The sequence below is a fragment of the Achromobacter sp. K91 genome, from assembly GCF_003576205.1.
In the GTDB taxonomy this organism is placed as follows: domain Bacteria; phylum Pseudomonadota; class Gammaproteobacteria; order Burkholderiales; family Burkholderiaceae_B; genus Achromobacter; species Achromobacter aegrifaciens.
Window position 1 is genome coordinate 40,317 of record NZ_QWFB01000031.1, and the last position, 26,416, is coordinate 66,732.

The 26,416-nt window shown below is 67.1% G+C and carries 18 protein-coding genes and 2 riboswitches; of the genes, 5 read left to right on the top strand and 13 right to left on the bottom strand.

Going from position 1 to position 26,416, the window contains the following annotated elements; genetic code table 11:
* The first annotated feature begins 31 nt into the window (after window positions 1–31).
* From DXK93_RS13675 to DXK93_RS13685, 3 genes are all read left to right on the top strand, one after another.
* The gene (locus DXK93_RS13675) at window positions 32–1,441 is read left to right on the top strand and encodes an amidase (protein ID WP_054451989.1); all 1,410 of its coding nucleotides are present in this window, start codon (window positions 32–34) and stop codon (window positions 1,439–1,441) included.
* 33 nt (window positions 1,442–1,474) lie between these two features.
* Complete coding sequence (locus DXK93_RS13680; protein ID WP_119450320.1) at window positions 1,475–2,950, top strand: M81 family metallopeptidase; 1,476 nt, start codon at window positions 1,475–1,477, stop codon at window positions 2,948–2,950.
* 238 nt (window positions 2,951–3,188) lie between these two features.
* Window positions 3,189–5,162 (top strand): DUF945 family protein, encoded by a 1,974-nt coding sequence (locus DXK93_RS13685; protein WP_119450321.1) that lies wholly within the window; start codon window positions 3,189–3,191, stop codon window positions 5,160–5,162.
* A gap of 96 nt (window positions 5,163–5,258) precedes the next feature.
* Here the strand turns inward: DXK93_RS13685 and gcvP are convergent, their stop codons facing one another.
* The 8 genes from gcvP to DXK93_RS13725 all read right to left on the bottom strand — a co-directional run bounded on the left by gcvP (window position 5,259) and on the right by DXK93_RS13725 (window position 16,088).
* Window positions 5,259–8,132, bottom strand: coding sequence for an aminomethyl-transferring glycine dehydrogenase (gene gcvP, locus DXK93_RS13690; protein WP_119450322.1), 2,874 nt, complete (start codon window positions 8,130–8,132; stop codon window positions 5,259–5,261).
* A gap of 102 nt (window positions 8,133–8,234) precedes the next feature.
* Complete coding sequence (gene gcvH / locus DXK93_RS13695) at window positions 8,235–8,612, bottom strand: glycine cleavage system protein GcvH (protein ID WP_042795177.1); 378 nt, start codon at window positions 8,610–8,612, stop codon at window positions 8,235–8,237.
* A gap of 98 nt (window positions 8,613–8,710) precedes the next feature.
* Window positions 8,711–9,811, bottom strand: coding sequence for a glycine cleavage system aminomethyltransferase GcvT (gene gcvT / locus DXK93_RS13700; protein WP_119450323.1), 1,101 nt, complete (start codon window positions 9,809–9,811; stop codon window positions 8,711–8,713).
* Window positions 9,812–9,897: 86 nt separating this feature from the next.
* Window positions 9,898–10,020: riboswitch (glycine riboswitch) on the bottom strand.
* A gap of 35 nt (window positions 10,021–10,055) precedes the next feature.
* A riboswitch (glycine riboswitch) is annotated at window positions 10,056–10,151 on the bottom strand.
* A gap of 54 nt (window positions 10,152–10,205) precedes the next feature.
* Window positions 10,206–11,111 carry a ZIP family metal transporter gene (locus tag DXK93_RS13705; protein ID WP_119450324.1) on the bottom strand — a complete coding sequence of 302 codons (906 nt, stop codon included), beginning with the start codon at window positions 11,109–11,111 and terminating at the stop codon, window positions 10,206–10,208.
* 30 nt (window positions 11,112–11,141) lie between these two features.
* Window positions 11,142–11,756, bottom strand: a complete 615-nt coding sequence (locus tag DXK93_RS13710; protein ID WP_119450325.1) for a superoxide dismutase — start codon at window positions 11,754–11,756, stop codon at window positions 11,142–11,144.
* A gap of 150 nt (window positions 11,757–11,906) precedes the next feature.
* Window positions 11,907–13,109 carry an NAD(P)/FAD-dependent oxidoreductase gene (locus DXK93_RS13715; RefSeq protein WP_119450326.1) on the bottom strand — a complete coding sequence of 401 codons (1,203 nt, stop codon included), beginning with the start codon at window positions 13,107–13,109 and terminating at the stop codon, window positions 11,907–11,909.
* The gene (locus DXK93_RS13720) at window positions 13,109–15,370 is read right to left on the bottom strand and encodes an arginine/lysine/ornithine decarboxylase (RefSeq protein WP_054451997.1); all 2,262 of its coding nucleotides are present in this window, start codon (window positions 15,368–15,370) and stop codon (window positions 13,109–13,111) included. Before DXK93_RS13720 ends, DXK93_RS13715 begins: the two co-directional genes overlap by 1 nt.
* A gap of 265 nt (window positions 15,371–15,635) precedes the next feature.
* On the bottom strand, window positions 15,636–16,088 hold the full coding sequence (locus DXK93_RS13725; protein ID WP_054451998.1) for a hypothetical protein: 453 nt from the start codon (window positions 16,086–16,088) through the stop codon (window positions 15,636–15,638).
* A 113-nt stretch (window positions 16,089–16,201) separates the two neighbouring features.
* On the opposite strand from DXK93_RS13725, the gene DXK93_RS13730 reads away from it, so the two are divergent.
* On the top strand, window positions 16,202–16,720 hold the full coding sequence (locus DXK93_RS13730) for a GNAT family N-acetyltransferase (protein WP_119450482.1): 519 nt from the start codon (window positions 16,202–16,204) through the stop codon (window positions 16,718–16,720).
* A gap of 10 nt (window positions 16,721–16,730) precedes the next feature.
* On the opposite strand, the gene DXK93_RS13735 is transcribed toward DXK93_RS13730, so the two are convergent.
* A complete protein-coding gene (locus DXK93_RS13735) occupies window positions 16,731–17,972 on the bottom strand; it encodes a diguanylate cyclase (protein WP_054451999.1) in 1,242 nt (413 codons plus the stop codon).
* A gap of 164 nt (window positions 17,973–18,136) precedes the next feature.
* On the opposite strand from DXK93_RS13735, the gene DXK93_RS13740 reads away from it, so the two are divergent.
* The gene (locus tag DXK93_RS13740; RefSeq protein WP_119450327.1) at window positions 18,137–18,988 is read left to right on the top strand and encodes a GNAT family N-acetyltransferase; all 852 of its coding nucleotides are present in this window, start codon (window positions 18,137–18,139) and stop codon (window positions 18,986–18,988) included.
* A 4-nt stretch (window positions 18,989–18,992) separates the two neighbouring features.
* Here the strand turns inward: DXK93_RS13740 and dcd are convergent, their stop codons facing one another.
* The 4 genes from dcd to apbC form a co-directional block, all read right to left on the bottom strand.
* Complete coding sequence (gene dcd, locus DXK93_RS13745) at window positions 18,993–19,556, bottom strand: dCTP deaminase (RefSeq protein WP_041654363.1); 564 nt, start codon at window positions 19,554–19,556, stop codon at window positions 18,993–18,995.
* 101 nt (window positions 19,557–19,657) lie between these two features.
* Entirely contained in the window at window positions 19,658–23,350 is a 3,693-nt protein-coding gene (locus DXK93_RS13750) for a translocation/assembly module TamB domain-containing protein (protein WP_119450328.1), read from the bottom strand.
* Entirely contained in the window at window positions 23,347–25,239 is a 1,893-nt protein-coding gene (locus DXK93_RS13755; protein ID WP_119450329.1) for an autotransporter assembly complex family protein, read from the bottom strand. Before DXK93_RS13755 ends, DXK93_RS13750 begins: the two co-directional genes overlap by 4 nt.
* A gap of 3 nt (window positions 25,240–25,242) precedes the next feature.
* Window positions 25,243–26,331: an iron-sulfur cluster carrier protein ApbC gene (apbC, locus tag DXK93_RS13760; RefSeq protein WP_054452002.1), complete on the bottom strand. Its 1,089-nt coding sequence runs from the start codon at window positions 26,329–26,331 to the stop codon at window positions 25,243–25,245.
* Between the last annotated feature and the right edge of the window lie 85 nt (window positions 26,332–26,416).

Sequence of the window (26,416 nt, forward strand, 5' to 3'; positions counted from 1 at the left end):
ACTCGCAGCCTGTACACACACTGGAACCGAAATGCCGCAACCGCATGAACTGTCCGCCGTGGAGCTGCTCCAGGCCTACCGCGACAAGACGCTCTCGCCCGTCGAAGTCACCCGCTCGGTGCTGGAGCATATCGCCCGCTGGGAACCCCAGCTGAAGGCCACCTACGCGCTGGATGCGGACGGCGCGCTGGCGCAGGCCCGCGCCTCCGAGGCTCGCTGGATGAAGGGCGAACCGCTGGCGACCGGCGGGCACACGCTGGACGGCGTGCCCGCCACCATCAAGGAAAACATCGCCACGCGCGGCGTGCCGGTGCCGCTGGGCACGGCAGCAACGGAATTGAAGCCTGCCGCCGCCGATGCACCGCCGGCCGCCCGCATGCGCGAGGCGGGCGCCGTGCTGCTGGGCAAGACCACCATGCCCGACTTCGGCATGCTGTCCTCGGGACTGTCCAGCTTCCATGAACTGACCCGCAATCCCTGGGACCTTTCCAAGAACCCCGGAGGCTCCAGCGCCGGCGCGGGCGCCGCGGCAGCCGCAGGCTACGGCCCGCTGCATATCGGCACCGACATCGGCGGTTCCGTGCGTCTGCCGGCGGCCTGGTGCGGCATTGCCACGCTCAAGCCCAGCCTGGGCCGCATTCCCATCGACCCGCCGTTCATGGGCCGCTGCGCCGGCCCCATGACGCGCACCGTCGCCGACTCGGCGCTCATGATGGGCGTGCTGTCGCAGCCCGACGCGCGCGACCACATGAGCCTGCCCTACCAGGACTTCGACTGGCTGGACCTGGAACTCGACCTGCGCGGCCTGCGCATCGGCTTGCTCATGGATGCGGGCTGCGGCCTGCCCCTGGACCCGGAAATCCGCGCCGCGGTCGAGGCCGCTGCCCGCGCCTTCGAGGCCGCCGGCGCCATCGTGACGCCGATGCAGCCCTGGATGACGCCCGACATGCTGGAGGGCGTGGACCGCTTCTGGCGCACGCGCTCGGCCATCGATCTGTCGGCCTTGCCGCAGGCCCGCCGCGACAAGATCCTGCCCTTCATCCGCACCTGGGCGGAAAGCGGCGGCGGCCAGTCCGGCGAAGCCGTATTCCGCAGCTACTACGAGACCATGAACGTGCGCGCCAAGACGGTCGCGGCCTGCGCGCCCTACGACTACGTGCTCTCGCCCGTGGCCCCGGTGGTCGCCTACAACGCCGAATGGCCGTCGCCCACCAACGAGGTCGCGACCACCATGCACCACATCGGATTCACGCTTCCGTACAACATGAGCGAGCAGCCCGCGGCGTCCGTCAATTGCGGCTACACCAAGGCCGGCCTGCCCATCGGCCTGCAGATCGCCGGCGCGCGCTTTGACGACCTGGGGGTGCTGCGCATGGCGCGCGCCTGGGAAGCCATGCGACCCGAACAACACCCCTGGCCCCAGCCGCCCCGGGCGGCCTGACCGATCCTCAACAGCAAACCCACAGGAATTCCCATGCGTTGGCTTTTGGCAATGATCAAGCACGAGACGAATACGTTTTCGCCCGTGCCTACCCCGCTTGAGCGCTTCTTTCGCGGCAACCCGGAGGTCCTGGCCGGCGACCGCGCCATCAAGGCCTACGAGAACACCGACAGCGGGCTGGGCGGCTATATCGAAGTGGCGCGCCGCGAAGGCGCCGAGATGGTCGTGCCCGTGGCGGCCGAATCCTGGCCCAGCGGCCCCGCCAGCGCCGAAACCCATGAACGGCTATGCAAGCTGGTCCTGGACGAGGTCCAGCGCGGCGGCTACGACGCCATCCTGCTCGACCTGCACGGCGCCATGGTCGCCGAAGGCGTGGAGGACGCCGAGGGCGACCTGCTGCGCCGCCTGCGCGAGATCGATCCGCACACGCCCGTGGCGGTGACGCTGGACATGCACGCCAATATCTACGACGACATCGTCAAGCATGCCACGGTCATCACCGGCTTCCATACCTATCCGCACGTGGACATCCGCGCGGCCGGCCTGCGCGCCGCGAACGTGATCGCGCGCACCCTGAAGGGCGAGATCAAGCCTGTCATGTCCTGGGCCAACAAGCCCATGCTGCCGCACATCATGTGCCAAGGCACCCACGCGGCGCCCAACAAGCCGCTGCAGGAACGCTGCAAGGAACTGGAAGCCGGCGGCGTCCTGGCCGCCTCCGTCTTCGTGGGATTCCCCCACGCCGACATCCGCGAAGCCGGCCTGAGCGCCGTGGTCTGTACCGACGGCAACCTGGCCCAGGCGCAGCGCCACCGCGACGAACTGCTGGACCAGGCCTGGAACGGCCGCGCCGACTGGGTATTCCACCCGGAGCCGCTGGCGCCCACCATAGCCCGCGCCAAGGCCATCGAACAAGGCCCGGTCGTGCTGCTGGACCATTACGACAATACCGGTTCCGGCGGCACCATGGACACCACCGCCGTGCTGGCCGAGGTGCTGCGCCAGGAACTGGAGAACGTGGTCTTCTATGCCATTTGCGACCCGCAGGCCGCACTCGACGCGGCCGCGGCAGGCGTGGGCCAGACAATCACGATCCAGCTCGGCGGCAAGCTCGCCATGCCCGCCATCAAGGAGCCCAGCGAGCCGCTGGAGGTTACCGGCCGCGTCAAGCTGGTGTTCGACGGCGTCTACCTGAACCGCGGCCCCATGTACCGCGGCGTGCGCAACGACACCGGCCTGACGGTCGTGATCGACACAGGCCGCGTGGAAATCGTGGTGGTGTCCCGTCACCAGGAGCCGTTCGACATCAACTGCCTGCTGTCGGCCGGCATCGATCCGCTGCAAAAACGCTATGTCGTGCTCAAGAGCCGCGTGCATTGGCGCGCGGGCTTTTCCGACATGGCAACGCAGGTCATCGAATGCACCGGCGTGGGGGTGACCACCTCGGACTACGGCCAGCTTGATTTCAAGCACGTGCGCCGCCCCATCTATCCCCTCGATCCGATGTAAACCGGACCGCCGTCGCTGTACCCCGGAAAGCCGGCGCAACTGCGCCGGCTTTCATTTTGAAATCTTCTGTAACGGCGAGCGCCCTCAGATGACCATCGGCCTCGGTATACTCGCCGCGGGCCTTACAGGCCGATGAATACGCGTATTCCGATGGCGGGCGTCAGTAACGGCGTCCGGCGGCCAGAAGCAGCCGCCGTTCACCGGATATGACTCGATAATCAACGATACAAGCAGAACGATGAAAAAGAGCGTAGCGATCACCCTGGGCGTGGTCATAGTGGGAGCGGGAAGCTGGGTCGGGGCCACGTGGTACACCGGCAAGCGCATCGAGGAAAGCTCGCAGCGCCACCTGGCGGAAGCCAATGAAAGGCTGGCCAAGATCACGCCCCTGTTCGGTCTGCGCATCGATCAGCTGAAGTACGAGCGTGGCCTGTTCTCGACGCAGGCGCGCTACGGCGTGTCGCTGGTCAAGGGCGACAAGGTCGCCGAAGACATGCCCAAGGGCATGATCGAGTTCGATGCGTCCATCGAACACGGCCCCTTCCCCAAGAGCGCCCTGGCGCGCGGCGCCATCGCGCCCAAGCTGGCGTTCACGCACGCCGAGCTCGCCAAGACCGACAACATCAAGGAACTGTTCGAGCTGACCAAGGGCGTCGCGCCCCTGAGCGCCGACACGGTCATCAGTTTCGGCGGCTTCGCCACCTCCACCGCCAATATTGCCCCCGTGCAGATCACGCACGAAGGCAACGCCGTCAATTTCAGCGGCATGGCGATCAACGGCACCTTCGACCGCGCGCTGCAGGCCGTCACGGCGCACGCCCTGGTCGAAACGCTGTCGGTGGACGGCGAAAAGTCGGATGATCCCGTCAAGATGCTGATGTCCGGCCTGACCATGGACGTAGACAGCCGCATGGGCAAGTTCGGCCTCTCCATCGGAGATTCCAGCGTCAAGCTCAAGCGCCTCGACGTGACCCGCGCCGGCGACGACATCAAGGTCTCGGTGGACAATCTGGGCTACGGCGTCAAGCTGGCCGAAGACGACAAGAACGTCAACGTCGAAGCCACCTACCAGACCGGCACCATCACGCTCAACGACGTGGCGCTGGGCAACGGCCAGGCCGTGATCAAGCTCGCCAAGCTGGACGGCGCCGCCATCAAGCAGCTGTCGGACACCTACAACCAGATCGTGCGCCAGTACATGCTGGGCGCCAGCGACGAAGGCCTGAAGGACGAGCAGTTCGACGCCGTGCTGGAAAACGCCGGCAAGCTGCTCAACGGCAACCCCACGTTCAGCATCGACCCGATCAGCTGGAAGACCGACAAGGGCGAAAGCAAGCTGACCTTCGCGCTGGACCTGACCAATCCGCCCAACGTCAAGGACCTGACGCCGCAGGAGATCATGGTCAAGGCCATCAAGCAGATCGACGCGACGCTGGTCATCTCCAAGCCCATGGTGCGCGAACTGATCGTCCAGTACGCCGTCAAGAAGCAGGGCTTGACCGCGGAAAAGGCGGCCGAGGAAGCCGACGACCAGATGCGCTCGATGTCCGGCATGGCTGAAATGCTCAACGTCGGCAAGAACGACGGCGACAACATCATCGGCAAGTTCCACTACGCCGATGGCATGGGCGACCTGAACGGCCAGAAGATCCCCGCCGACGAACTGTTCTCGGGCCTGCTGGGCGCGACCGGAATGGACGACGACATGGATGACATGGACGGCATGGAAGAGGAAGGCGAACCGGCCGAAGGCGCGGAACTTGCCGCGCCCTCCGACACCGCGTCCGTGGCCGGCTACATGCAGGACTTCGACCTGGACACCGTGACGACCATGCTGGACGACATGGTCTACAACCCCCGCAAGCAAGACGGCGACGAAGGTCCCGTCCTGATCCTGGATCCCCGCGACACCGGCGCCAGCGAGCTGCGCGTCGACTTCCTGTGCAACGACTTCACCGAGAAGTGCCATGATCTCGTCGTGACCGCGACCTACAGCAGCAAGAAGCCGGTCTCGCTCAAGGCCATCAACGCCTGGAACCAGGAATACCGCTGGACCCGCGCCTACCTGGACGACAAGAACCGGGCCGTGCTGCAGATGGACATGAACTCGGAAGGCGGCATCGGCAAGGAAAACCTGCAGATCATGCTCAACACGTTCTTCAGCATCGCGGAAGACTTCTCGGCGGCCAGCAAGGCCGCGCCGGCGAAGTAAACCTCGGCTGACGCAAGACAAAAAAATCCCCCATCTTTCGGATGGGGGATTTTTTTTGCCTTGGGCCCGGCTCGCGCCGGGCCTCGCGGCCCACACTTATGCGTAGGCCTCGATCGGCAAGCAGGCGCACACCAGGTTGCGGTCGCCGTAGGCGTTGTCCACGCGGGCAACCGGCGGCCAGTACTTGGCGTCGCGCAGCGAGGCCACCGGGTAGGCGGCCTGCTGGCGCGGGTACGCGTGCAGCCATTCCTCGGCCAGCAGCATCTGCGCGGTGTGCGGCGCGTTCTTCAGGACGTTGTCCTCGGCATCGCGCTCGCCGCGCTCGACCTGGGCAATTTCTTCGCGGATCGAGATCATCGCGTCGATGAAGCGGTCCAGTTCGGCAACGCCTTCCGATTCGGTCGGCTCGACCATCAGCGTGCCGGCCACCGGGAAGCTCATGGTGGGCGCATGGAAGCCGTAGTCCATCAGGCGCTTGGCGATGTCTTCGGCGCTGATGCCGCTGGTTTCCTTGAGCGGACGCACATCGAGGATGCACTCGTGCGCCACGCGGCCGTTGCGGCCCGCGTACAGGACCGGATAGTGGTCACGCAGGCGGGTGGCGATGTAATTGGCGTTCAGGATGGCGACTTCAGTGGCTCGGCGCAGGCCGTCGGCGCCCATCAGCGAGATGTACACGAACGGAATCGGCAGGATGCCCGCGGAACCGAACGGCGCGGCCGACACCGGACCGACCTTGGCGTCGCCAGGCAGCTTGCCCTGCTCGTTCACCACGCCCGGCAGGTACGGAGCCAGGTGCGCGCGCACCGCCACGGGGCCCACGCCGGGGCCGCCGCCGCCGTGCGGAATGCAGAAGGTCTTGTGCAGGTTCAGGTGGGACACGTCCGAACCGAACTTGCCCGGCTGGGCCACGCCCACCATCGCGTTCATGTTGGCGCCGTCCAGGTAGACCTGGCCGCCGGCCTGGTGCACCAGATCGCAGATCTCGGTGACGGCTTCCTCGAACACGCCGTGGGTCGACGGATACGTGATCATCAAAGCGGCCAGCTTGTCGCCGACCTGTTCGATCTTGGCGCGCAGGTCGGCCAGATCGACGTTGCCGTTGGCATCCGACGCCACCACCACCACGTCCATGCCGGCCAGTTGCGCCGAGGCCGGGTTGGTGCCGTGCGCCGACGACGGGATCAGGCAGATGTTGCGCTGATGCTGGCCGTTGGCCTGATGGTAGCCGCGGATGGCCAGGAGGCCTGCGTACTCGCCCTGCGCGCCCGAGTTGGGCTGCAGGCTGATGTTGTCGTAGCCGGTGATCTCGCACAGCGCGGCCGACAGGCGGTCGATCAGTTCGTTGTAGCCCAGGCTTTGCGAAGCCGGCGCAAATGGGTGGATCAGCGCGAACTCGGGCCAGGTGATGGGGATCATCTCGGCGGTCGCGTTGAGCTTCATGGTGCACGAGCCCAGCGGAATCATGCTGCGGTCCAGCGCCAGATCCTTGTCGGCCAGCTTGCGCAGGTAGCGCAGCATGTCGGTTTCCGACTGCACGCTGGAGAACACCGGGTGCGTCAGGATCGCGCTTTCGCGCGCCACGCCGGCGGGAATGCCGCTGGCGGCGGCCGCGTCCAGCGCGTCGATGTCGAGTTCGACGTCATCGCGTTCCAGGCCGGCGGCGAAGACGTTGACCAGCGCCTGCAGGTCAGCCGCGGTCACGGTCTCGTCCAGCGACACCGCCAGGCGGGCGCCATCGACGCGGCGCAGGTTGATGTGCGCGCAATCGGCGGCGGTCAGGATGGCCGGCGTGGCCGCGCCGGTCTCCAGCAACAGCGTGTCGAAGAAGGTGTCGTTGACGACCTTCACGCCCAATTTGACCAGTTCGGCGCGCAGGATGGCGGTGCTGCGCTGCACGCGTTCGGCGATGCGGCGGATGCCGGCCGGGCCGTGCCAAACGGCATACATGCCAGCCATCACGGCCAGCAGCACTTGCGCGGTGCAGATGTTGGAAGTGGCCTTTTCGCGGCGGATGTGCTGTTCGCGCGTCTGCAGCGCCAGGCGCATGGCCGGGTTGCCCTGCGCGTCCTTGGACACGCCGACCAGGCGGCCAGCCATGTTGCGCTTGAAGGCGTCCTTGCAGGCCATGAATCCGGCATGCGGGCCGCCGAAACCGAACGGCACGCCGAAGCGCTGGGCCGAACCGATGGCGATATCCGCGCCCCATTCGCCGGGCGCGGCCAGCAGGGCCAGCGCCAGCAGGTCAGTCGCGACGGCCACGATGGCGCCTTGCGCATGCGCGGCTTCGGCCAGCTTGCGGTAGTCGGCGACGGAGCCGGTGCTGTGCGGGTACTGCAGCAGCACGCCGAAGCACTCGGGCAGGCCTTCGGCCTCGTCGCCGATGGTGATTTCGATGTCCAGGCCTTCGGCGCGCGTGCGCACGACTTCGATGGTCTGGGGATGCACGTGGCGCGAAATGAAGAACACCGGGCTCTTCGACTTGGCGCTGCGGCGCGCCAGCGTCATGGCTTCGGCGGCGGCGGTGCTTTCGTCCAGCAGCGAGGCGTTGGAGATGTCCAGCCCGGTCAGGTCCGCGACCATGGTCTGGTAGTTCAGCAGGGCTTCGAGGCGGCCCTGCGAGATCTCGGGCTGGTAAGGCGTGTAGGCCGTGTACCAGGCGGGATTCTCAAGAATGTTGCGCAACACCACGTTGGGCGTCTGCGTGCCGTAGTACCCCTGGCCGATGTAGCTGCGGTAGACCTTGTTGCGGCCGGCGATCTGCTTCAGTTCGGCCAGCACGTCGGTTTCGCTGCGCGAGGCGGGCAGCGCCAGCGGGGCCTGGCTGCGGATCTTGGGCGGCACGACTTCTTCGATCAGGGCGTCCAGGCTGGCGCTGCCGATGACGGCAAGCATGGCGGCCTGGTCGGCGTCGGAAGGGCCGATGTGGCGGGGAATGAAGTCGGTGTGGGTGTCTAGGGCGCGCGACATGGAGAGGTCTCGGGATAGCGGGTGTCGTCGGAGGACGGACGGTATTGCATCTTGCGGAACGGGCGCGTGGCGGGTGCCCTGCGCCCGTTCCAGCCAGGCGGCTTAGCCGTTGGCGACGGCTTCGTAGCCGGCGGCGTCGAGCAGCTTGTCGGCGTCGGCGGCGTTGACCGGCTTGATCTTGAAGATCCAGGCGGTGAAGGCCGATTCGTTGATCAGGTTGGGATTGTTTTCCAGCTCTTCGTTGAACGCGACGATCTCGCCAGCCACGGGAGCGTAGATGTCCGAAGCGGCCTTGACCGATTCGACCACGCCAGCGGTTTCACCGGCGTTCAGCTTGGCGCCGACCTTCACGTCGCCAACGAAGACCAGGTCGCCCAATTGATCCTGGGCGGTATCGGTGATGCCGACGACGAACACATCGCCTTCGGCTTTGACCCATTCATGGGACTCGGTGTACTTGCGATCGGTGGGCAGACTCATGGGAACTCCTGAGGGAATGCGGGTAGATGAATGGTGTTGCGCGCCTCGCGCGGGCGGCCGTCGCCCCAGGGGCCGGCGGCTCGCGCGAAGCTTCGAGTTTACGAGTGTTCGACCGCTTTGCCGTTACGCACGAACGGCAATTTGCAGGCCAGGGCGGGCACCCACTTACCGCGGATGTCGACTTCGACCGTGTCGCCCGGCTTGACGCCTTGAGGCAGACGGGCAAAGCCGATCGATACGCCCAGCGTGGGCGACATGGTGCCGCTGGTGAGCTCGCCCGTGCCTTCCTTGGTGCGCACGGCCATGTGCGCGCGCATCACGCCGCGTTCTTGCAGCTTCAGGCCGATGAAGGTGGCGGGGGTAGCGAATTGTTCCAGCGCGTCGCGGCCGATGAAGCGGCGCTCGGCGTTCTTCAGGGACACGGTCCAGGTCAGGCCGGCCTGGTCGGGCTGGGTCAGCTCGTCCATGTCCTGGCCGTACAGATTCATGCCGGCTTCCAGGCGCAGCGTGTCGCGCGCGCCCAGGCCGCAGGGCCGCACGCCCTGGGCAACCAGGTCGCGCCACAGCTGCACGACTTCGGCGGCCGGCAGCACGATTTCAAAGCCGTCCTCGCCGGTGTAGCCGGTACGGGCCACCAGGGTGTCGTCGCCCACGCGGGCGGCCACGAAGGGGGTCAGCGGCTCGCTGGCGGCCTGCCAGGCCGGGCGCGCGGCCCAGACCTTGGCGCGGGCGTTGGGGCCTTGCACGGCCACCATGGCCAGATCGCGGCGCGGCGTGATGGCAACGTCGAACTGGCCAGCCTGCTTGACGCGCTGCATCCAGGCGACGTCCTTGTCGGCCGTGCCTGCGTTGACCACGACGCGCCATTCGTCGGCGGCGAAGAAATAGATGATCAGGTCGTCGATCACGCCGCCTTGCGGGTTCAGCATGCAGCTGTACAACGCCTTGCCGGGCACGGTCAGCTTGGACACGTCGTTGGCGACCAGGCGCTGCAGGAAGGCGAACGCGTCGGGACCGGCCACGTCGACGTTCAGCATGTGCGACACGTCGAACATGCCGGCGTCCTGGCGCACGGCGTGGTGCTCTTCCAGCTGCGAACCGTAGGCCAGCGGCATGTCCCAGCCGCCGAAGTCGACCATGCGGGCGCCAGAGGCGATGTGTTCTTCGGCCAGCGGGGTGCGTTTGAGGGTTGCGGACATGCGCGGAAACTCCGGGGCGGCAGTGTTGCCAGGGTTACGGAATGCCAGTGGTGCCAAGCGGGGTGCGCTTGTACAACGGCTGAATCTTCCGCCCCTCTGTCCTTTTGCCTGAGAGTTGCCCCGCATGGCGGGTTTGCACCTTCGGCGCCTGGGCTGCTCGCTATGTCCCTAGTTCAGGGCCGGCGCCAGGTCTCTCCAGAGTACTGTTTTGCCGCGTCCGCACGGTGAGAAAACCGGGACAGGGCAAGCATGGGCGGTATGGGTTACCTGAGCGATTCCGGGCGAATTGCGCCTTCGGCGGCGGCCGGACGTACAGGCCGCTCTCTCCCGCAACATGCGTGACAGCGGCGCAAGCATACAACGAAAGCCGCGGCCAGGGAATGCCCGCGGCGGCTCAGCCCAGCGCCGTATCCAGCAGCATCATCAGCACGAAACCCAGCATCAGGCCGCAGGTCGCGTAGACCTCATGCCCCTTGCGGTGCGATTCGGGGATGATCTCGTGGCTGATCACGAACAGCATGGCGCCTGCGGCAAAACCCAGGCCCCAGGGCAGAAGCGGCTCGGACCAGCCGACCACTGCGGCGCCGAGCACCGCGCCCAGCGGCTCGACCAGCCCGGACAGCATGCCCAGCGCCACGGCGAAGGCGCGCTGATAGCCCGCCGCCAGCAGCGCCACCGCCACCACCAGCCCCTCGGGAATGTCCTGGATCGCAATGCCGGTGGCCAGCGCGGTGCCGCGCATGGCGTCGTTGCCCGCGTAGCCCACGCCTATGGCCAGGCCTATGGCCAGGCCTTCCGGCAGGTTATGCAGGGTGATGGCGAAGACGAACAGCCAAGTGCGGCGCAGGCGGTGCGCCTCGATGCCTTCCCGGCCCTTGATGAAATGTTCGTGCGGCAGGGTACGGTCCATGAGCAGCAGCACCGCCGCCCCCAGCAGTACGGCCGCGCCCACCGTCAAGCCGGCGCCCCAGGGGCCATAGCCCAGGTCGCGGCCCGCGGCGATGCCCGGCGCCACCAGCGAGAAGGCGCTGGCGGCCAGCATCACGCCGGCGCCGAAGCCGAACATGCTGTCCTGCATTTTCTGGGGGATGGTCCGAGCAAACAGGATGGGCAAAGTACCCAGGGCAGTAGCGCCCGCGGCCACCAGCCCGCCCAGGAGGGCATCGGCCACGTGCGGCGCGCGCACGTCCAGATAGGCCCACAACTGGTGCAGGCCCAGGCATGCCACCAATACGGCCAGGGTCCACACGCTGATGCTGGTGGCCGCCGGCCGCACGCGATGACGGCTGAAGGTATTCATGTGCCGCTGCCCTCCTTGCGAGAGATGCGCTCAGCGCTGGGCTGCCGCGTAGCGGCGCGCCACTTCAGGCCAATTCACGACATTGTAAAAGGCGCCGATGTACTCGGGCCTGCGGTTCTGGTACTTCAGGTAATAGGCGTGCTCCCACACGTCCAGCCCCAGAATGGGCGTGTTGCCGTGCATCAGCGGGCTGTCCTGGTTGGCGCTGCTTTCCACCGCAAGCTTGCCGGCCGGCGTGACCGAGAGCCAGGCCCAACCGCTGCCGAAGCGGGTCAGCGCAGCCTTGGTGAACGCGTCGCGGAAGGCGGCCTGCCCGCCCAGTTCGGACTCGATGGCCGCTGCCAATACGCCGTCCGGCTCACCCCCGCCCTCGGGCGACATGACCGACCAGAACAGGCTGTGGTTCGCGTGGCCGCCGCCATGGTTGCGCACGGCGCCGCGGATGGCTTCGGGCAACTGCTCCAGCCGCGCCACCAGGGACTCGACCGGCTCGTTGGTGACGATGCCCGCGCCTTCCAGCGCGGCGTTCAGGCTGTTGACGTAGGTCTGATGGTGCTTGCTGTAGTGGATCTCCATCGTCATCGCGTCGATGTGAGGTTCCAGGGCGTCGTAGGCATACGGCAGGGGCGGAAGAGTGTAGGCCATGCATGTCTCCGTTGGATCCGCCCCCCGATTCAGGGCTTGGATCAATATCGAAAACATAAATGATAAGTATTTTTATTTGATATAACAATGGCAGGCTTCCAATACCTGCCATAGCGCCGGCCTATCGGCGCCCTGTCCCGCCAGAGGACGCTACAGCGCCTTGCCGCAGGCCACGCCCGAAGCCCAGGCCCACTGGAAGTTGTAGCCGCCCAGCCAGCCCGTGACGTCCACGGCTTCGCCGATGAAATAGAGGCCGGCGACGGTCTTGGCCTGCATGGACTTCTGGTCCAGCCCGCGCGTGTCCACGCCGCCGCGCATGACTTCGGCCTTCTTGTAGCCGGCCGTGCCGCTGGGCACCAGGCTCCATTGATGGATGTCCTGGGCCAGCGTGCGCAAGGTCTTGTCCGGCGCGTCGGCCAGGCGCAGCGCCGCCAGGCCCGGCTTGCCGCCCTGCTCCGCCAGGTGCAGCCAGCGGTCGGCCAGGCGCTTGGGCCAGAGGCCCGCCAGGACGGTATGCAGCTGCTGCCGGTTGCCCGACTTCGACGCCAGCAGTTCTTCCGCCAGGTCGCGGCCAGGCGCCAGATCGATCACGATGGGCTCGCCAGGTTTCCAGTAGCTGGAGATCTGCAGAATGGCAGGTCCGGACAGGCCGCGATGGGTAAAGAGCAGGTCCTCGAGGAACTCGCCGCGCGCCTTGCCCTGCCCCGTGTGCAGATTGACCTCCAGCGCCACGCCGGACAATTCGGAAAGGGACTGCCACTGCTCGGCATCGAAGGTCAGCGGCACCAGGGCGGGACGCGGTTCCACGACCTTCAGGCCGAACTGCCGCGCGATCTTCAGGCCAAAATCGGTGGCGCCCAGTTGGGGAATGGCCATGCCGCCGGTCGCGATCACCAGTTTCGCGGCGCGGATCGTGCCCTGGCTGGTGTGCAGCTCGTAACCCTGCTCGCCATGGCCGATCTCGGCCACCGAGCATCCCATGCGCCACTGCACCCTGCCCGCGTCGCACTCCGCGCGCAGCATTTCGATGATGGATTCGCTGGAATCGTCGCAGAACAGCTGGCCGCGATGCTTCTCATGCCAGGCGATGTGGTGGCGCTTCATCAGCGCCAGGAAATCCTGCGGCGTGTAACCGGCCAAGGCCGAACGGCAGAAATGCGGATTGTCGGAGAGGAAGTTGGCGGGGCCGGCGCCGATATTGGTGAAGTTGCAGCGGCCGCCGCCGGAAATGCGGATCTTCTCCGCCAGGCGCTCGGCGTGGTCGACCAGCACCACGCGCAAGCCGCGCTGGCCGGCGACCGCGGCACACATCATGCCCGCGGCGCCGGCGCCGAGTACTGCTACATCGAACATCAGTCTTCGATCAGGCAGTCGACGTAGTAGCGCTTTTCGCCATCCGGACCCACTTCGTCGGCCAGGCCGTGGATGTAGGTTTCGAAGCCCGGGAAGCGCTGGTTGAACTCGCGCGCGAACTGCAGGTACTGGACGATGGTGCGGTTGAAGCGTTCGCCCGGGATCAAGAGCGGGATGCCCGGAGGATACGGGGTCAGCAACACGCCGGTGACGCGGCCTTCGAGCTTGTCGATGTCGACGCGCTCGACCTCGCGGTGCGCCATGCGGGCGAAGGCATCCGACGGCTTAAGGGCCGGCACCATGTCGCTCAGGTACATCTCGGTGGTCAGGCGGGCCACGTCACGCGCGCGATAGGCTTCGTGGATCTCCTGGCACAAGTCGCGCAGGCCCATGCGCTCGTAGCGGCGATGGTCGCGGCAGAATTCCGGCAGGATGCGCCACAGCGGCTGGTTGCGGTCGTAGTCGTCCTTGAATTGCTGCAAGGCGGTCAGCAGTGTGTTCCAGCGGCCCTTGGTGATGCCGATGGTGAACAGGATGAAGAACGAATACAGGCCGGTCTTCTCGACCACCACGCCGTGCTCGGTCAGGTACTTGGAGACCAGCGCGGCGGGAATGCCGGTTTCGCCGAAGCTGCCCGACATATCCAGGCCCGGGGTGATGATGGTGGCCTTGATCGGGTCCAGCATGTTGAAGCCTTCGGCCATTTCGCCGAAGCCATGCCAGTGGTCGTTGGACTCCAGGATCCATTCGTCGCGGTTGCCGATGCCTTCCGAAACCAGGCGGTTCGGCCCCCAGACCTTGAACCACCAGTCGTTCTTGCCGAATTCGGATTCCACCTTGCGCATGGCGCGACGGAAGTCCAGGGCTTCGCGGATGCTTTCCTCGACCAGCGCGGTGCCTCCCGGCGGCTCCATCATGGCGGCGGCCACGTCGCAGGACGCGATGATCGCGTACTGGGGCGAGGTGGACGTGTGCATCAGGTAGGCTTCGTTGAAGACGTTGCGGTCCAGCTTGCGGGTCTCGGACTCCTGCACGATGATCTGCGAGGCCTGCGAAATGCCGGCCAGCAGCTTGTGCGTGGAGTGGGTGGCGAACACCATCGCGTCCTGGCTGCGCGGACGGTCCTGGCCGATGGCGTGCATGTCCTGGTAGTACTCGTGGAACGACGCATGCGGCAGCCAGGCTTCGTCGAAGTGCAGCGTGTCGACGTAGCTCCCCAGCTGCTTCTTGATCATTTCGACGTTGTAGATGACGCCGTCGTAGGTGCTCTGCGTCAGCGTCAGGATGCGCGGGTTCTTGTTCACCGCTTCGCGCGCGAAGGGGTTGGCCTCGATCTTCTTGCGGATGTTGTCCGGGTGGAATTCTTCCAGCGGAATCGGACCGATGATGCCCAGGTGGTTGCGCGTGGGGCGCAGGAACACCGGAATCGCGCCCGTCATCGTGATGGCGTGCAGGATCGACTTGTGGCAGTTGCGGTCCACCACCACCACGTCGCCCGCGGCCACGTTGGCATGCCACACCACCTTGTTGGAGGTGGAGGTGCCGTTGGTCACGAAGAAACAGTGGTCGGCGTGGAAGATGCGCGCGGCGTTCAGTTCGGATTCGGCCACGGGACCGGTGTGGTCCAGCAGCTGGCCCAGTTCGTCCACGGCGTTGCAGACGTCTGCGCGCAGCATGTTCTCGCCGAAGAACTGGTGGAACATCTGGCCGACCGGGCTCTTCAGGAACGCCACGCCGCCGGAATGGCCGGGGCAGTGCCAGGAGTACGAGCCGTCCTGCGCGTACTTGACCAGTTCACGGAAGAACGGCGGCGGCAGGCTGTCGACGTAGCTGCGGGCTTCGCGGATGATGTGGCGCGCCACGAATTCGGGGGTGTCCTCGAACATGTGGATGAAGCCGTGCAGCTCGCGCAGGATGTCGTTGGGGATGTGCTCGGACGTGCGCGTCTCGCCGTACAGGTAGATGGGGATGTCGGCATTGCGGAAACGCAGCTCGCCGATGAAGGCGCGCAGGTTCTTGATGGCGCTGGCCACGTCCTCGGGCGAATCCACGTCGAACTCTTCGTCGTCGATCGACAGGATGAAGGCGCTGGCCCGGCTCTGCTGCTGGGCGAACGAGCTCAGGTCGCCGTAACTGGTCACCCCGATCACCTCGACGCCCTCGGCCTCGATCGCCGCGGACAAGGCGCGGATACCCAGACCGGACGCGTTCTCGGAACGGTAGTCTTCGTCGATGATGAAAATGGGGAAGCGGAATTTCATGCAGGCGCTCCTGGGGGCAAGGCGGGTTCGGACGCGTAACGCGGCGCGAGTGTACTTCTAGTAAAAATCCGCCTGATGACAGACGGCGCGAGCACCCGCCAGGGCGGCGGGAATGGCCGAATTGTAGGGCTGTTTTTCTTACAGCCCTAAGGGAAATCCCGGAATGGCCCGGACGGCCGTTGTCATCGCGCCAAAAGCGGACGTTTTCAGCACAGAGAGCCGGGCCGCACGGGGAAGCAAACCGGGCGCCCGAAGCGCCGGGACGCTAGCGGATGGTGCGGGCCTCGCCCGCCTGCAAGGCCATCAGGAACTGTTCGAAATAAGGTGGGATGGCCTCGGCGGAGCCGTAACGGATGCGCCTTTCGACCTTGGCGATGGCGCCGAAGCAGACCTCGGAATCGGGCTCGCCGCAGACCAGCACCACTGGGTCCTCGTCATCGCACACTTCGTAGAGGCCGCCATACGCGCGGCGTCCCACCTCGTAGAGGTAGGCGGCGGCGCCGACGGTCTGCATGGGAGTGAGAGGCAAGGTCCCGAGATGGGCGGCCTCCAGCGCTTCGTCCAGCGCATGGACGCTGGATGGCGTGTAATCCAGCACGGCGCCAGCCGAGCCGGCTGCCTGGACGAAGTCCTGCGCAGCACCCGCCACGCGCGCCACGAACTCTTCCTGGACTTCGTCGCGCTTGGCGTCCTGGTTTGTCTTGAGGAAACCGAACATCATTGGCTCCTTTGTGAAAACCGCAAGCGGCGTTAGGACCATTATAGGCAGCGCGTCCCCCTATACTGGCGAATCCACCGCCGAACGTTCCCTATTCCCAACACTTGCCGACCATGTCCCCGATCACCGTCCGACGCCTTGTTCCCGCCGACGCGGCGCCGCTGCGCCAATTGCGCCTGGACGCCCTGGTGGAAACCCCTGAATCGTTCGGATCGAGTTACGAAGAGGAACACACGCTGACATTGGAGGATATCCGCGGCTGGATCCAGCCTTCGGACGACAGCGCAATGTTTGGCGCGTTCTGCGGCGGGGTCCTGGCCGGCATGGTCGGCGTGGGCCGCCAGCGCAAACTGAAGATGCGCCACAAAGCGCACATCTGGAGCATGTACGTGGCGCCGGCGCACCGCGGTCAGGGCCTGGCCCGGCAACTGATGCAGGCGGCGATCGCCCATGCCTCGGGCATGCGCGGCATCCGCCAGGTGCAGCTGAGCGTGACCGCCAACAATCAGGCCGCCACCGCGCTGTATCTAAGCCTGGGCTTTGCCGAATACGGGCGCGAGCGCGAAGCGCTATGCGTGAACGGCGAACTCTACGACGAAGCGCTGATGGCGCTGCCGCTGGCCGGCAAGTAGCGGCGCGGCATCAGGCCGCGCCAGTCCGGCGCCGCGTGCTGAACGCCCGCACCAGATTGCGGCCTTCGTCCTTGGCTTTGTAGAGCGCCTGATCCGCCGCCTTGATCACCGCGTCGGGCGCGCGCAGGGCGTCGCTGCGTTCGGCTACGCCTATGCTGACTGTCACCCGCAGCGGCCGCGCATTACGCGCGTCGCGCCCGCCGCGGCGGCGCAGGCCGATCTGGTCGGCCTTGGGGCGCACCGGCTTGTCGCGCAGGCGCATCTGGTAGGCCTCGATGGAGCGCCTGACGCTTTCCAGGTGCGGCATGCTTTCCGCCGCGGTCTTGCCCGGGAACACCAGCGTGAATTCCTCGCCGCCGTAGCGGTAGGCCCGGCCGCCGCCCGGCACGCGCCGCAACTGCGCCGCCACCATGCGCAGGACCTGGTCGCCTACGTCATGCCCGTGGGTGTCGTTGAAAGCCTTGAAGTTGTCGACGTCGGCCATCGCCAGCGTATAGACGCGCCCCATGCGCTGCAGACGCTCGTTCAGCGCGCGCCGGCCCGGCAGGCCGGTCAGCTCGTCGCGAAACGCCATGTGGAAACCTTCGTGGGCCAGCGAGATGCACAGGGCCGTCAGCGCGGCGGTAGACATCAGCGCCAGTTCGACGGGATGCTCCGCCCCGCGCGGCAAGGCCCACGCCATGCACACGAATCCTAGCCACTGCCCCGCCTGCTGCGGACGCCCATAGCGCAGCAACAGCAGGGTCAGCGTCAGGCCCGTGGCCAGCAAGGCGATCAATCCTTCGATCGGCACGCTCAGGTGGGCCAACCTGCCCTGCACGGAGAGCATGCCAAGCAGATCATTCACGCCGTCCTTGCCGGCCAGCGCAATCGCCGCCGCGCCGGCGGCGATCATGCCGATGCGGGCGGCCAGGTCCAGCAACATGCTGGAGCGCTCGGACCACAGGGCGTTGATGGTGTAGGCCAGGGACCACCACGCCAGCGCCGGCCCGACGGCCCAGGGCGCTTCCGTGGCCAGCGCCGGCCAGGCCGCCGTGGCGGCCAGCACGCTGAGCATCAGCACCATGGTCTGTGCGCGCTGGTACATCAGGCACACCGCAACGCCGATCAGCGCCATCACCCAAGGCACGAACGGCACGATCTGCGTCAAGGCCGGCGGCCATTCGCGCCACAGCAGCAGCCCCACCGCAGCGGCCACCGGCAGCGCAGGATAGAACAACAAAGGCAGCCAGGGGATATGGGGGTAACGCACGGGTCGGGGCTTTTTTACGCTTGCGGAGATGACGTCGCCAAATCGGCAAACACATGTACTGTCATTTACGGACGCGGCCGCGATGTTCTTTAGCGGCTTTGCAAGTAACACCGCGCGCCGCGGCCATGATATGTTTTTTTCTTCACTCAGCAGACGGCCCCCCAATGCACATCCTGGTCAACATCGACGTGCCCGATCTCGAACACGCCATCGACTTCTATCAACGCGCGTTCGGCCTGACGCTGCGACGCCGTATAGGACAGACGGTGGCCGAGATGGCAGGGGCCGAGGCGCCCATCTATCTGCTGGAGAAGGCGGCGGGTACGCCTGCCGCCGGCGCCACGCGCCAGCCGCGCGACTATGCGCGGCACTGGACGCCGGTGCATCTGGACGTGGTGGTGGAGGACGCGGACCGCGCGGTCGCACAGGCGGTGGCCGCTGGCGCGCGCCTGGAAGACCCGGCCGTCTCGCACAACTGGGGCCGCATCGCCCACCTGAGCGATCCCTACGGTCACGGCATCTGCATCCTGCAGTTCCTGGGCCGGGGCTACGATGAGCTGTCCACGCCGCAGCTGCAATACGCCCCGGTCTCGGAAGCGGATTTCGAAGACCTGCTGGCGCTGCGCATCGAAGCCATGCGCGAAAGCCTGGAGCGCCTGGGGCGCTTCGATCCTGAACGCGCGCGCTCGCGGCTGCGCAGCACATTCCGGCCGGAACACACCTGGTCCATCGAGCAAGATGGCCAGCGGATCGGGTTTTACGCGCTGCGCCCGGAGGGTGACGGCTTGCGCCTGGATCATCTGTACATCCGCCCCGCCGCGCAGGGTTCGGGGCTGGGCGGACAGGTCATGCGCAAGATCCTGCAGGAGGCCGACCGCCTGGGGCTGGCGGTAAGCGTGGGCGCGCTGCGCGACAGCGATTCCAACCGCTTCTACCGCCGGCACGGGTTCGTGCAGACGGGCGAAAGCGAGTGGGATATCGACTACCTGCGTCCGGCGCCGCGGCGCGCGGACTGAGACTTCAGGTGCGCGGCAGGGTCACGCCGCGCTGGCCCTGGTACTTGCCGCCGCGATCGCGGTAAGAGGTCTCGCAGACTTCGTCGCTTTCCAGGAACAGCATCTGCGCGCAGCCTTCGCCCGCGTAGATCTTGGCCGGCAGCGGCGTGGTGTTCGAGAACTCCAGCGTCACGTGGCCTTCCCATTCGGGTTCCAGCGGCGTGACGTTGACGATGATGCCGCAGCGCGCATAGGTGCTCTTGCCCAGGCAAACCGTCAGGACGCTGCGCGGGATGCGGAAGTACTCGACCGTGCGGGCCAGCGCGAAGGAATTGGGCGGGATGATGCAGACGTCGCCCTTGAAATCCACGAACGAGCCTTCGTCGAAGTTCTTCGGATCGACGATGGTGGAATTGATGTTGGTGAAGATCTTGAACTCGTCCGCGCAGCGCACGTCGTAGCCGTAGCTGCTGGTGCCGTAGCTGACGATACGCCCGCCATTGGCCGTGCGGACCTGCCCTGCTTCGAAGGGTTCGATCATGCCGGCTTCGGCCTGGCGGCGGATCCAGCGGTCGCTTTTGATGCTCATGGTGGGAATGGTGCTAGGGAATGGAATGGACGCCATTTTATCCCGAGTGCGGATGCGCCACCGGCGAGGGGCCGGGCGGGACCGTGCCGCCCGGTTCCGCCTCAGTTCCCCCAGAAGGTCCGGTAGACCAGCGCGATGCCATTGACCGCCCCGCCCTTCAGGTCCACCGACAAGCCGCGCGCCAGCCTGTAGCTGGCGCGGCCGACGGTATCGCTGCCCGCCAGCGCCTGCTCCACGCTCAGGGTGATGCCGTTGGCGAAGGTCTTGCTGGCCACCAGGAATTGCGTGGCCAGCTGGCTGTCGCTGTCCCGGTTGACGTCGCCGGCCACCGTGCGGTCCGGCAGGATGCTGCCGGAGCTGCCGATGTTGCCCGTCTTGATGCTGACGTCGTCCAGGCCGAACTGCTTGTAGAACGGCTGCCCGCCGCCCAGCAGCGCGGTACCCACCGACATCAGCAGCGCCGCGTCGCCGCCGCTTTCGTCGGGGCCGCGGCCGAGCAGCAGCCAGGACAGCTTTTCCACGTCGCTGACGTCCGGGTACGACACCAGGTCGATGCGCGGCCGCTGCGCCGTGCCGACCACCTTGACGCCCGCCTCGACCTGTTCGCCCGTGCGCAGCGCCTCGATATCCAGCAAGGGGTTGTCCAGACGGCCCTGGAAGGTCAGCGTGCCGCGGCTCAGGCGCAGCTTCTGGCCGTAGGCTTCGATGCCGCCGCCACGGGTGCGCAGCGCGCCCACGCCGGTCAGGCGTCCATCGTTCAGCATGATCTGAATGGAGCCCAGCAGGCCGGCGTCCAGTCCCATGCCGGTGATGTAGAAGCGCGGCCCCATGTCGAACTTCAGGTTCATGCTGGTCTGCAGCGGCGTGGAGACGGTGCCGGGGTCATCGCCCGGCCGGCGCACCTTGACGTCATCGTCCAGCGACGGCACGCCCTGCAGGATTTCCAGGCTGAACCAGCCGGCGTCCGCCTTCAGGTCGCCCACGATGTCGATGCGCGGCATGGCCGCCTTCACGTCGATGACCCCGGACACCATGGCGTAGCGGTCCGAACGCTGCAGCGCCGGGAAGCGGTACAGGGTCAGCCGGATATCGCCGCCGCCATCGATGAAATTCCACTGCCCCTTGGCTTCGGCGTAGCCGCCCTTTGCCTCGGGATTGGTGGTGATCCATTCCTTGGTGCGCCATTCGGCCGGCATCACCCGCAACGAGGCCGGGAAGCGCAGGCTTTCCAGCACCACCCGGTCGTCGTCCAGGCGAGCGGACAAGGTGCCGTCGATCAGCCGCACGCCGTCGTCGATGCGCACCACGCGCAGCTTGTCGCCGCGGATGCTGCCGCTGGCCGACCATTTGCCCGCCAGGGTGCCCTGGGCTTCCAGATTGGCCTTGACCGTGCCGCCGACTTCCATCGAGTCGCCCACGAACAGGCCAACCCAGGCCAGGTCGGCGATATCCGCGTCCAGCTTGGCGCGCAGCGGCTGGCGCGGGTCCAGCGCCATGCCGCCCTTGGCGTCCACCACCAACACGGCGGTGCCGGTGCCGTTGATGAGGCCCATCTTGTCGGTGGCCAGACTGACCTTGGCGTCCAGGCGGCTGGCGTTGGCGGAGGTCGGCGTGGCGGTCAGGTCCAGCACCAGCGCCTTCAGTCCCAGCGGGATGGGAGGATCGCCCGGTATCAGCAGGTCGCCCTCGCGGCGCGCGATGCGCGCGCGGCCGCCCAGCCGGCCGTCGAACTTCAGGTCCCACAAGACGTCCAGCGCGATGCGGCGCTGGCCCTCGGGCACCATCGCGTTCACGCGGCCGGGCCGCTTGCCCAGCTTGGCCGCGGCCTCGGGATCGAAGGCGCCTATCACCTGGCGCGCCATGGCGGCCGTGATCACCAGGTTGTCGGCCTTGCCCGCCGTTTCCCAACGCTTGCCGCCCCCCCGCGAACCCTGGTGCGCCAGGACCACGCGCTCCTTGCCAGGCAGGGTCAGGCTCAGCGCCGTCTGCCCCACCTGCCACTGCCATTGCGGTTCCACGGCGGAAGGCACGAAAGCCAGCGTGACCGGACGGTCCACGGCCACGGTGAAGCCGGCGGTCTCTGCCGTCAGCCTCGAGAACGTGCCGTGCCATCCCGGCAGGGCTGCGTCGGGCGTGCCGGCCGGCCCCTTGCCCCAGGAACCGGCAAAGACGATGTTGGCCTTGGCGGGCGCCTCGCCCAGCACGCCCGGGCGCGGCTTGGGCGGCGTGTAGCCGGCCGCGAGCTCGCCGCGGTGCGCAGCCAGCGTGCCCGCCAGCTTGCCTTTCAACTCCGCGCCGCCGGGGATGCCCGGCCAGAACGCGTCGAGCTGGGGCGCCTGGGCGTCCAGCGACAGCGCGCCGTCCTTGGCGTCCAGCTCGCCCCTGGCCTGGACCCGGTTGCGGCCCAGCTTCAGGTCCACGTCCAGGCCGTGGATGCGCAGCCCGGCCAGAGGATCGGCCTCGGGCAAGGCGGCACCGTTCGGCACGGCGGCGGATTCCGCGCTATTGGTCGCTGCGGCGATATCCACCTGGGCCTTGAGCGCGCCAGTCAGGGGCTGCTTGTTCCAGCGCGTGCCCTCTTCGAAGCGCAGATCGACCGCGGCGTGGCGTAGCTGGCTCAGGTTCTCGATGTCGGCTTGCACGTCGCCGCGCACGGTCAGGACCGCAAGCGGAACATCCTTGCCCAGCCAGGGCGACAAATCCAGGCGCTGGGCGCTTATCGTGCCCGCGATGCGGTCGCGGCCCGTCCCTTGCGTGCTATCGGATTGCAGGTCTAGCTGCGCGGCCAGGGTCGATTTGTCAGGCAGTTGCGCCTGCGCCCGGGCGCTGCGCAGCACCAGCGCCGTGCGCGGCGCAAGGTCGGCGGTCAGGTCCAGCAGCAGGCCGGAGCCCTCGCCCTCCAGCTTGGCCTGGATACCATCCAGGGAACCGGCGGCATCGGCGCGCAGCACCACCTGGCAGGCGGGCCGGGGCGGCTCGGAAGGCGTCGCCTTGGGATCTGTCCTGGCCCCGGCTTTGGATTCATCCTTGGGGTCGGCCTTGGCGCCAGGCTTGGGCTCAGGCTTCTTGGCAGCGCCCGCCTGACGCTCATACACGCCACTCAGCTTGTCGGCTTCGCACAGCGGGGAATCGGAGCCGGTCCCGCGCGCGGTCACGTCCAGGCGAGCGGCGAACGGCCAGGGATCGGCCATGCCTTGCAGTTCGGCCTGCCCGGAGATGTCCGCCTGCGCAGCCTCGTGGCCCACCCGCAGGCTGGCGATGCGCAACTGCGCGCCCTGCTTGCCCGCGGCGAAGGTGGCGTCCAGATTGCCCAGGGTCACGGGCAAGGGTTCGCCGTCCTGGTCCAACTGGAAGTCGCCCAGCGCCACCCGGTCGATAGCGATGTCCACCGGCAGTTCGGGCAAGGAGAAAGGCTCGCCGTCGTCCTCGGCAGGCGCCGTCTCGGGCGTTGCGGTCAGGCCGATGTAAACCGAGCCCGCCGATACATCGCGCACGTGCAGCAGACGGTCGCCCAGGGCGCGCCAGTTCACGTCCAGGTGCAGGTCCGTGATGTCGACGCGGGTGCCGCTGACGTCCAGGTCCAGCTTGCCCACGGAGACGCCGCGCAACAGCGAGCCGCTCACGTCCAGCGCCTGGCCATTCAATTGCTGGGCGGCGGTGGTCAGGAGCAGCCGCGTGCCGTTCTGCGAACCGACCAGCCAGAACAGGAAGCCGCCCGCCAGCACGGCCAGCATGGCCAGGCCCGGCAACCACCACACCAGCACATGGCGCAGGAATTTGCGCAAGGCCTTCAAAACGCGATCCCCAAGGAAAAGTGCAGGCGCAGGTCGCGGTCGCGCTGGCCGTAGGCCACGTCCAGGAACAAGGGCCCGGCCGGCGTGCGCACGCGGGCGCCTACGCCGTAGCCCACCGCCATCGACATGTCGCCGAACGATTCCGCGGCGTCGCCCGCGTCCACGAACACGCCCATGCCCCAGCGCTCATTGAAATAGTGGTCGTACTCGATGCTGCCGACCAGCAGCGTGGGCGCGCCCACCACAGCGTCGTCTTGCTTCACGCCTATGCTCTGGTACTTGTAGCCGCGGATCGAACGCGCGCCGCCGGTGCGGAAACCGAAATCGTCCGGCACGCGCACTTTGCTGTTGGACCAGACCCGGCCGACTTCGCCGCGCACGGTCAGCACGTCCAGCTTGCCGATGGGCCACCATTTCTGGGCCCGCAGCCGGGCGCGGGTGTAGGGTTCGCCGGAGTCCAGCGTCACGCCCACGCCGCCGCCCACCGCGATCAGGTTGCCTTCGCGCGGGTCGTACTTGTTATCGACATCGCGGCGCAGCCATTCGGCCGTGGCGGTCAGGGTCGGCAGCTTGTACTGGTCGCCGCCGTCGATCTTCACGTGATCCTCCGCCAGCAGCAGGCCCCAGCGGGTCTCGTATTCGACTCGGCTATCGCCCGCGCCCTTGCGCTCCTGCAGGCGCGTAGCGCCCAGCGCGTAACGCGTCACGTCCAGCCCCTGGATGTCGGAGTGGTCGTACAGGACCCCGAAGGAATCCTTGTAGCCGCGCTGGTTCGGCGGCAACAGGAAGTCCGCGTAGGCGCGCTGCTGCAGCCGGTCCACGCTGAAGCCCGTCTCCAGGGTGACCGGCTGGCCAAAGACCACGTTCTGCCGGTACAGCGACTCCACGCGCAGGCCGGCCTCGTCGTCCACGCCTATCGATCCGGTGAACCGCTTGGGCGGCGCTTCCACCACCCGTACCTGCACCGGCAAGGTCACTTCGCCGTTCGAGTCGTAGGCGGGCGCAGGCGGCGGCATGCCGCCGGACACGGAAGGATCTCCCGCCGGCGTGGCAGCCGCCAGATCGGTCGAGCCTGGCGCGCGTGCGCGGTCGGCATTGGGCGCAGGAGTCGGCTGCGCCTGGCCCGGCTGCTCCAGCGACACGAACGCGCCGCGGAAGAACGCAGTGGATTGCAGGTCCTGCTGCCAGGTGTCCAGCTTGTTCTGGTCATAGGCGGCGCCCGGCGAGTAGCGCACATAGCGCTCCACCAGCTTCTCGGGCACCCGTTTCAGGCCTTCCGTGGTGAGCTCGCCCATGCGCACCTGGGGGCCGCTGTCTATTGTGACGCGCAGGGCGGCCGATGCCGTATCGGCCTCGATTTCCGCCTGCGACGCGGTCATGCGCGCCAGCATGAAGTCACGCGAGGACACCGCGTCCAGCAGGTTCGACTTGGCCTTGTTCCAGTCGCTGTTGATGAAGGGCTGGCCCGTCTTGAGCTGCCAGTCGTCGCGCAGTTTCTGCACCCGCGCCGCGAACTCGGGCCGGGTGATGCGGCCGGTGAAGCTCAGGTCCACGGACGTAACGGTGGTGCGCTCGCCCGAAACGATACTGATGTCCCAGGTTTCTCCGCCGATATCGGTGCCGGCTTCGAGCTTCACCGTGGGCGAGAAATAGCCCTGGGTGGCCAGGGCCGCCAGCGTCGCGTCGCGCGCGCGCCGACGCAGGCGGTTGATTTCACCGCCGTCCTGGTCTTCCGCCAGCCGCGCGATCGCATCGACGGCTTCGGTAATCGCCTGCAGGGCGGCCGGCGGCACGCCGCCGGGGTCCACAATGATTTCCGGGCGCTTGGCCAACGCCTCGCCCGTCATCACAACAAGTCCTGCCAAGAAGGCGCGGGCTGCCCACCGCATGCGTCAGGTCGGTTGCTGCACGACGATGGACGGGAACTTCCCGGCCATGTCGCGGGGAAGCGCCGCCACGCCAGCTGCCAGCTTGCGGGCGATGCCGCGATACAGCGCCGCGGCTTCGCTGCCCGGATCCGACACCACGGTCGGCGAACCGGCATCGGTCTGCTCGCGGATCGCCAGCGTCAGCGGCAGGCTGCCCAGCCAGGGCGTCTGGTATTGCTCCGCCATGCGTTGGCCGCCGCCCTCGCCGAAGATATGCTCGGCATGGCCGCATTGCGAGCAGATGTGGATGGCCATGTTCTCGACCACGCCCAGGATCGGCACATCAACCTTCTGGAACATGCGCAAGCCCTTGCGCGCGTCCAGCAGCGCCACGTCCTGCGGCGTGGTGACGATGACGGCGCCCACCACCGGCACCTTCTGCGCCAGGGTCAGCGCCACGTCGCCCGTGCCGGGAGGCATGTCGACGATGAGGTAATCAAGATCGCGCCAATTGGTCTGGCGCAGCAGTTGCTCCAGCGCCTGCGTCACCATTGGGCCGCGCCAGATGGCGGGCGAGTCGGCGTCGATCAGGAAACCGATGGAGTTGGCCTGCAGGCCGTGGCCCGTGAGCGGCTCCATGCTCTTGTTGTCCAGGCTTTCGGGACGGCCCGAGATGCCCAGCATGGTCGGCACGCTGGGGCCGTAGATGTCGGCGTCCAGCACGCCCACCTTGGCGCCTTCCGCCGCCAGGGCCAGGGCCAGGTTCACGGCCGTGGTGCTCTTGCCCACGCCGCCCTTGCCGGACGCTACCGCAATAATGTTGCGCACATTGGGCAAGGGCTTCAGCCCTTTCTGCACGGCATGGGCGGCGACCTTCCAGCTCACCTCGACCTGGGCGTCGGCCACGCCGGCCGCGGCCAGCGCCGCCACGGCGATATCGCGGACCTGGGTGCGCGCGGCATCGGCCGGATACCCCAGCTCGAGCGCCAGCGAAACCCGTCCGCCTTCCAGCTTGATGTCACGATCTTTTACAGAAACGCCCAAATCCATACCGGTATTCGGGTCCTGCGCGGCGCGCAGCGCGGCGCGAATTTGTTCTATCGTTATACTCATGTCACTATGGTTCCGTAGGCAGCGCGGCTTCTGCGACCCGCCATCCCCTAAAGGATAGCGGATACCCGGGAACCTTTCCCTGCGT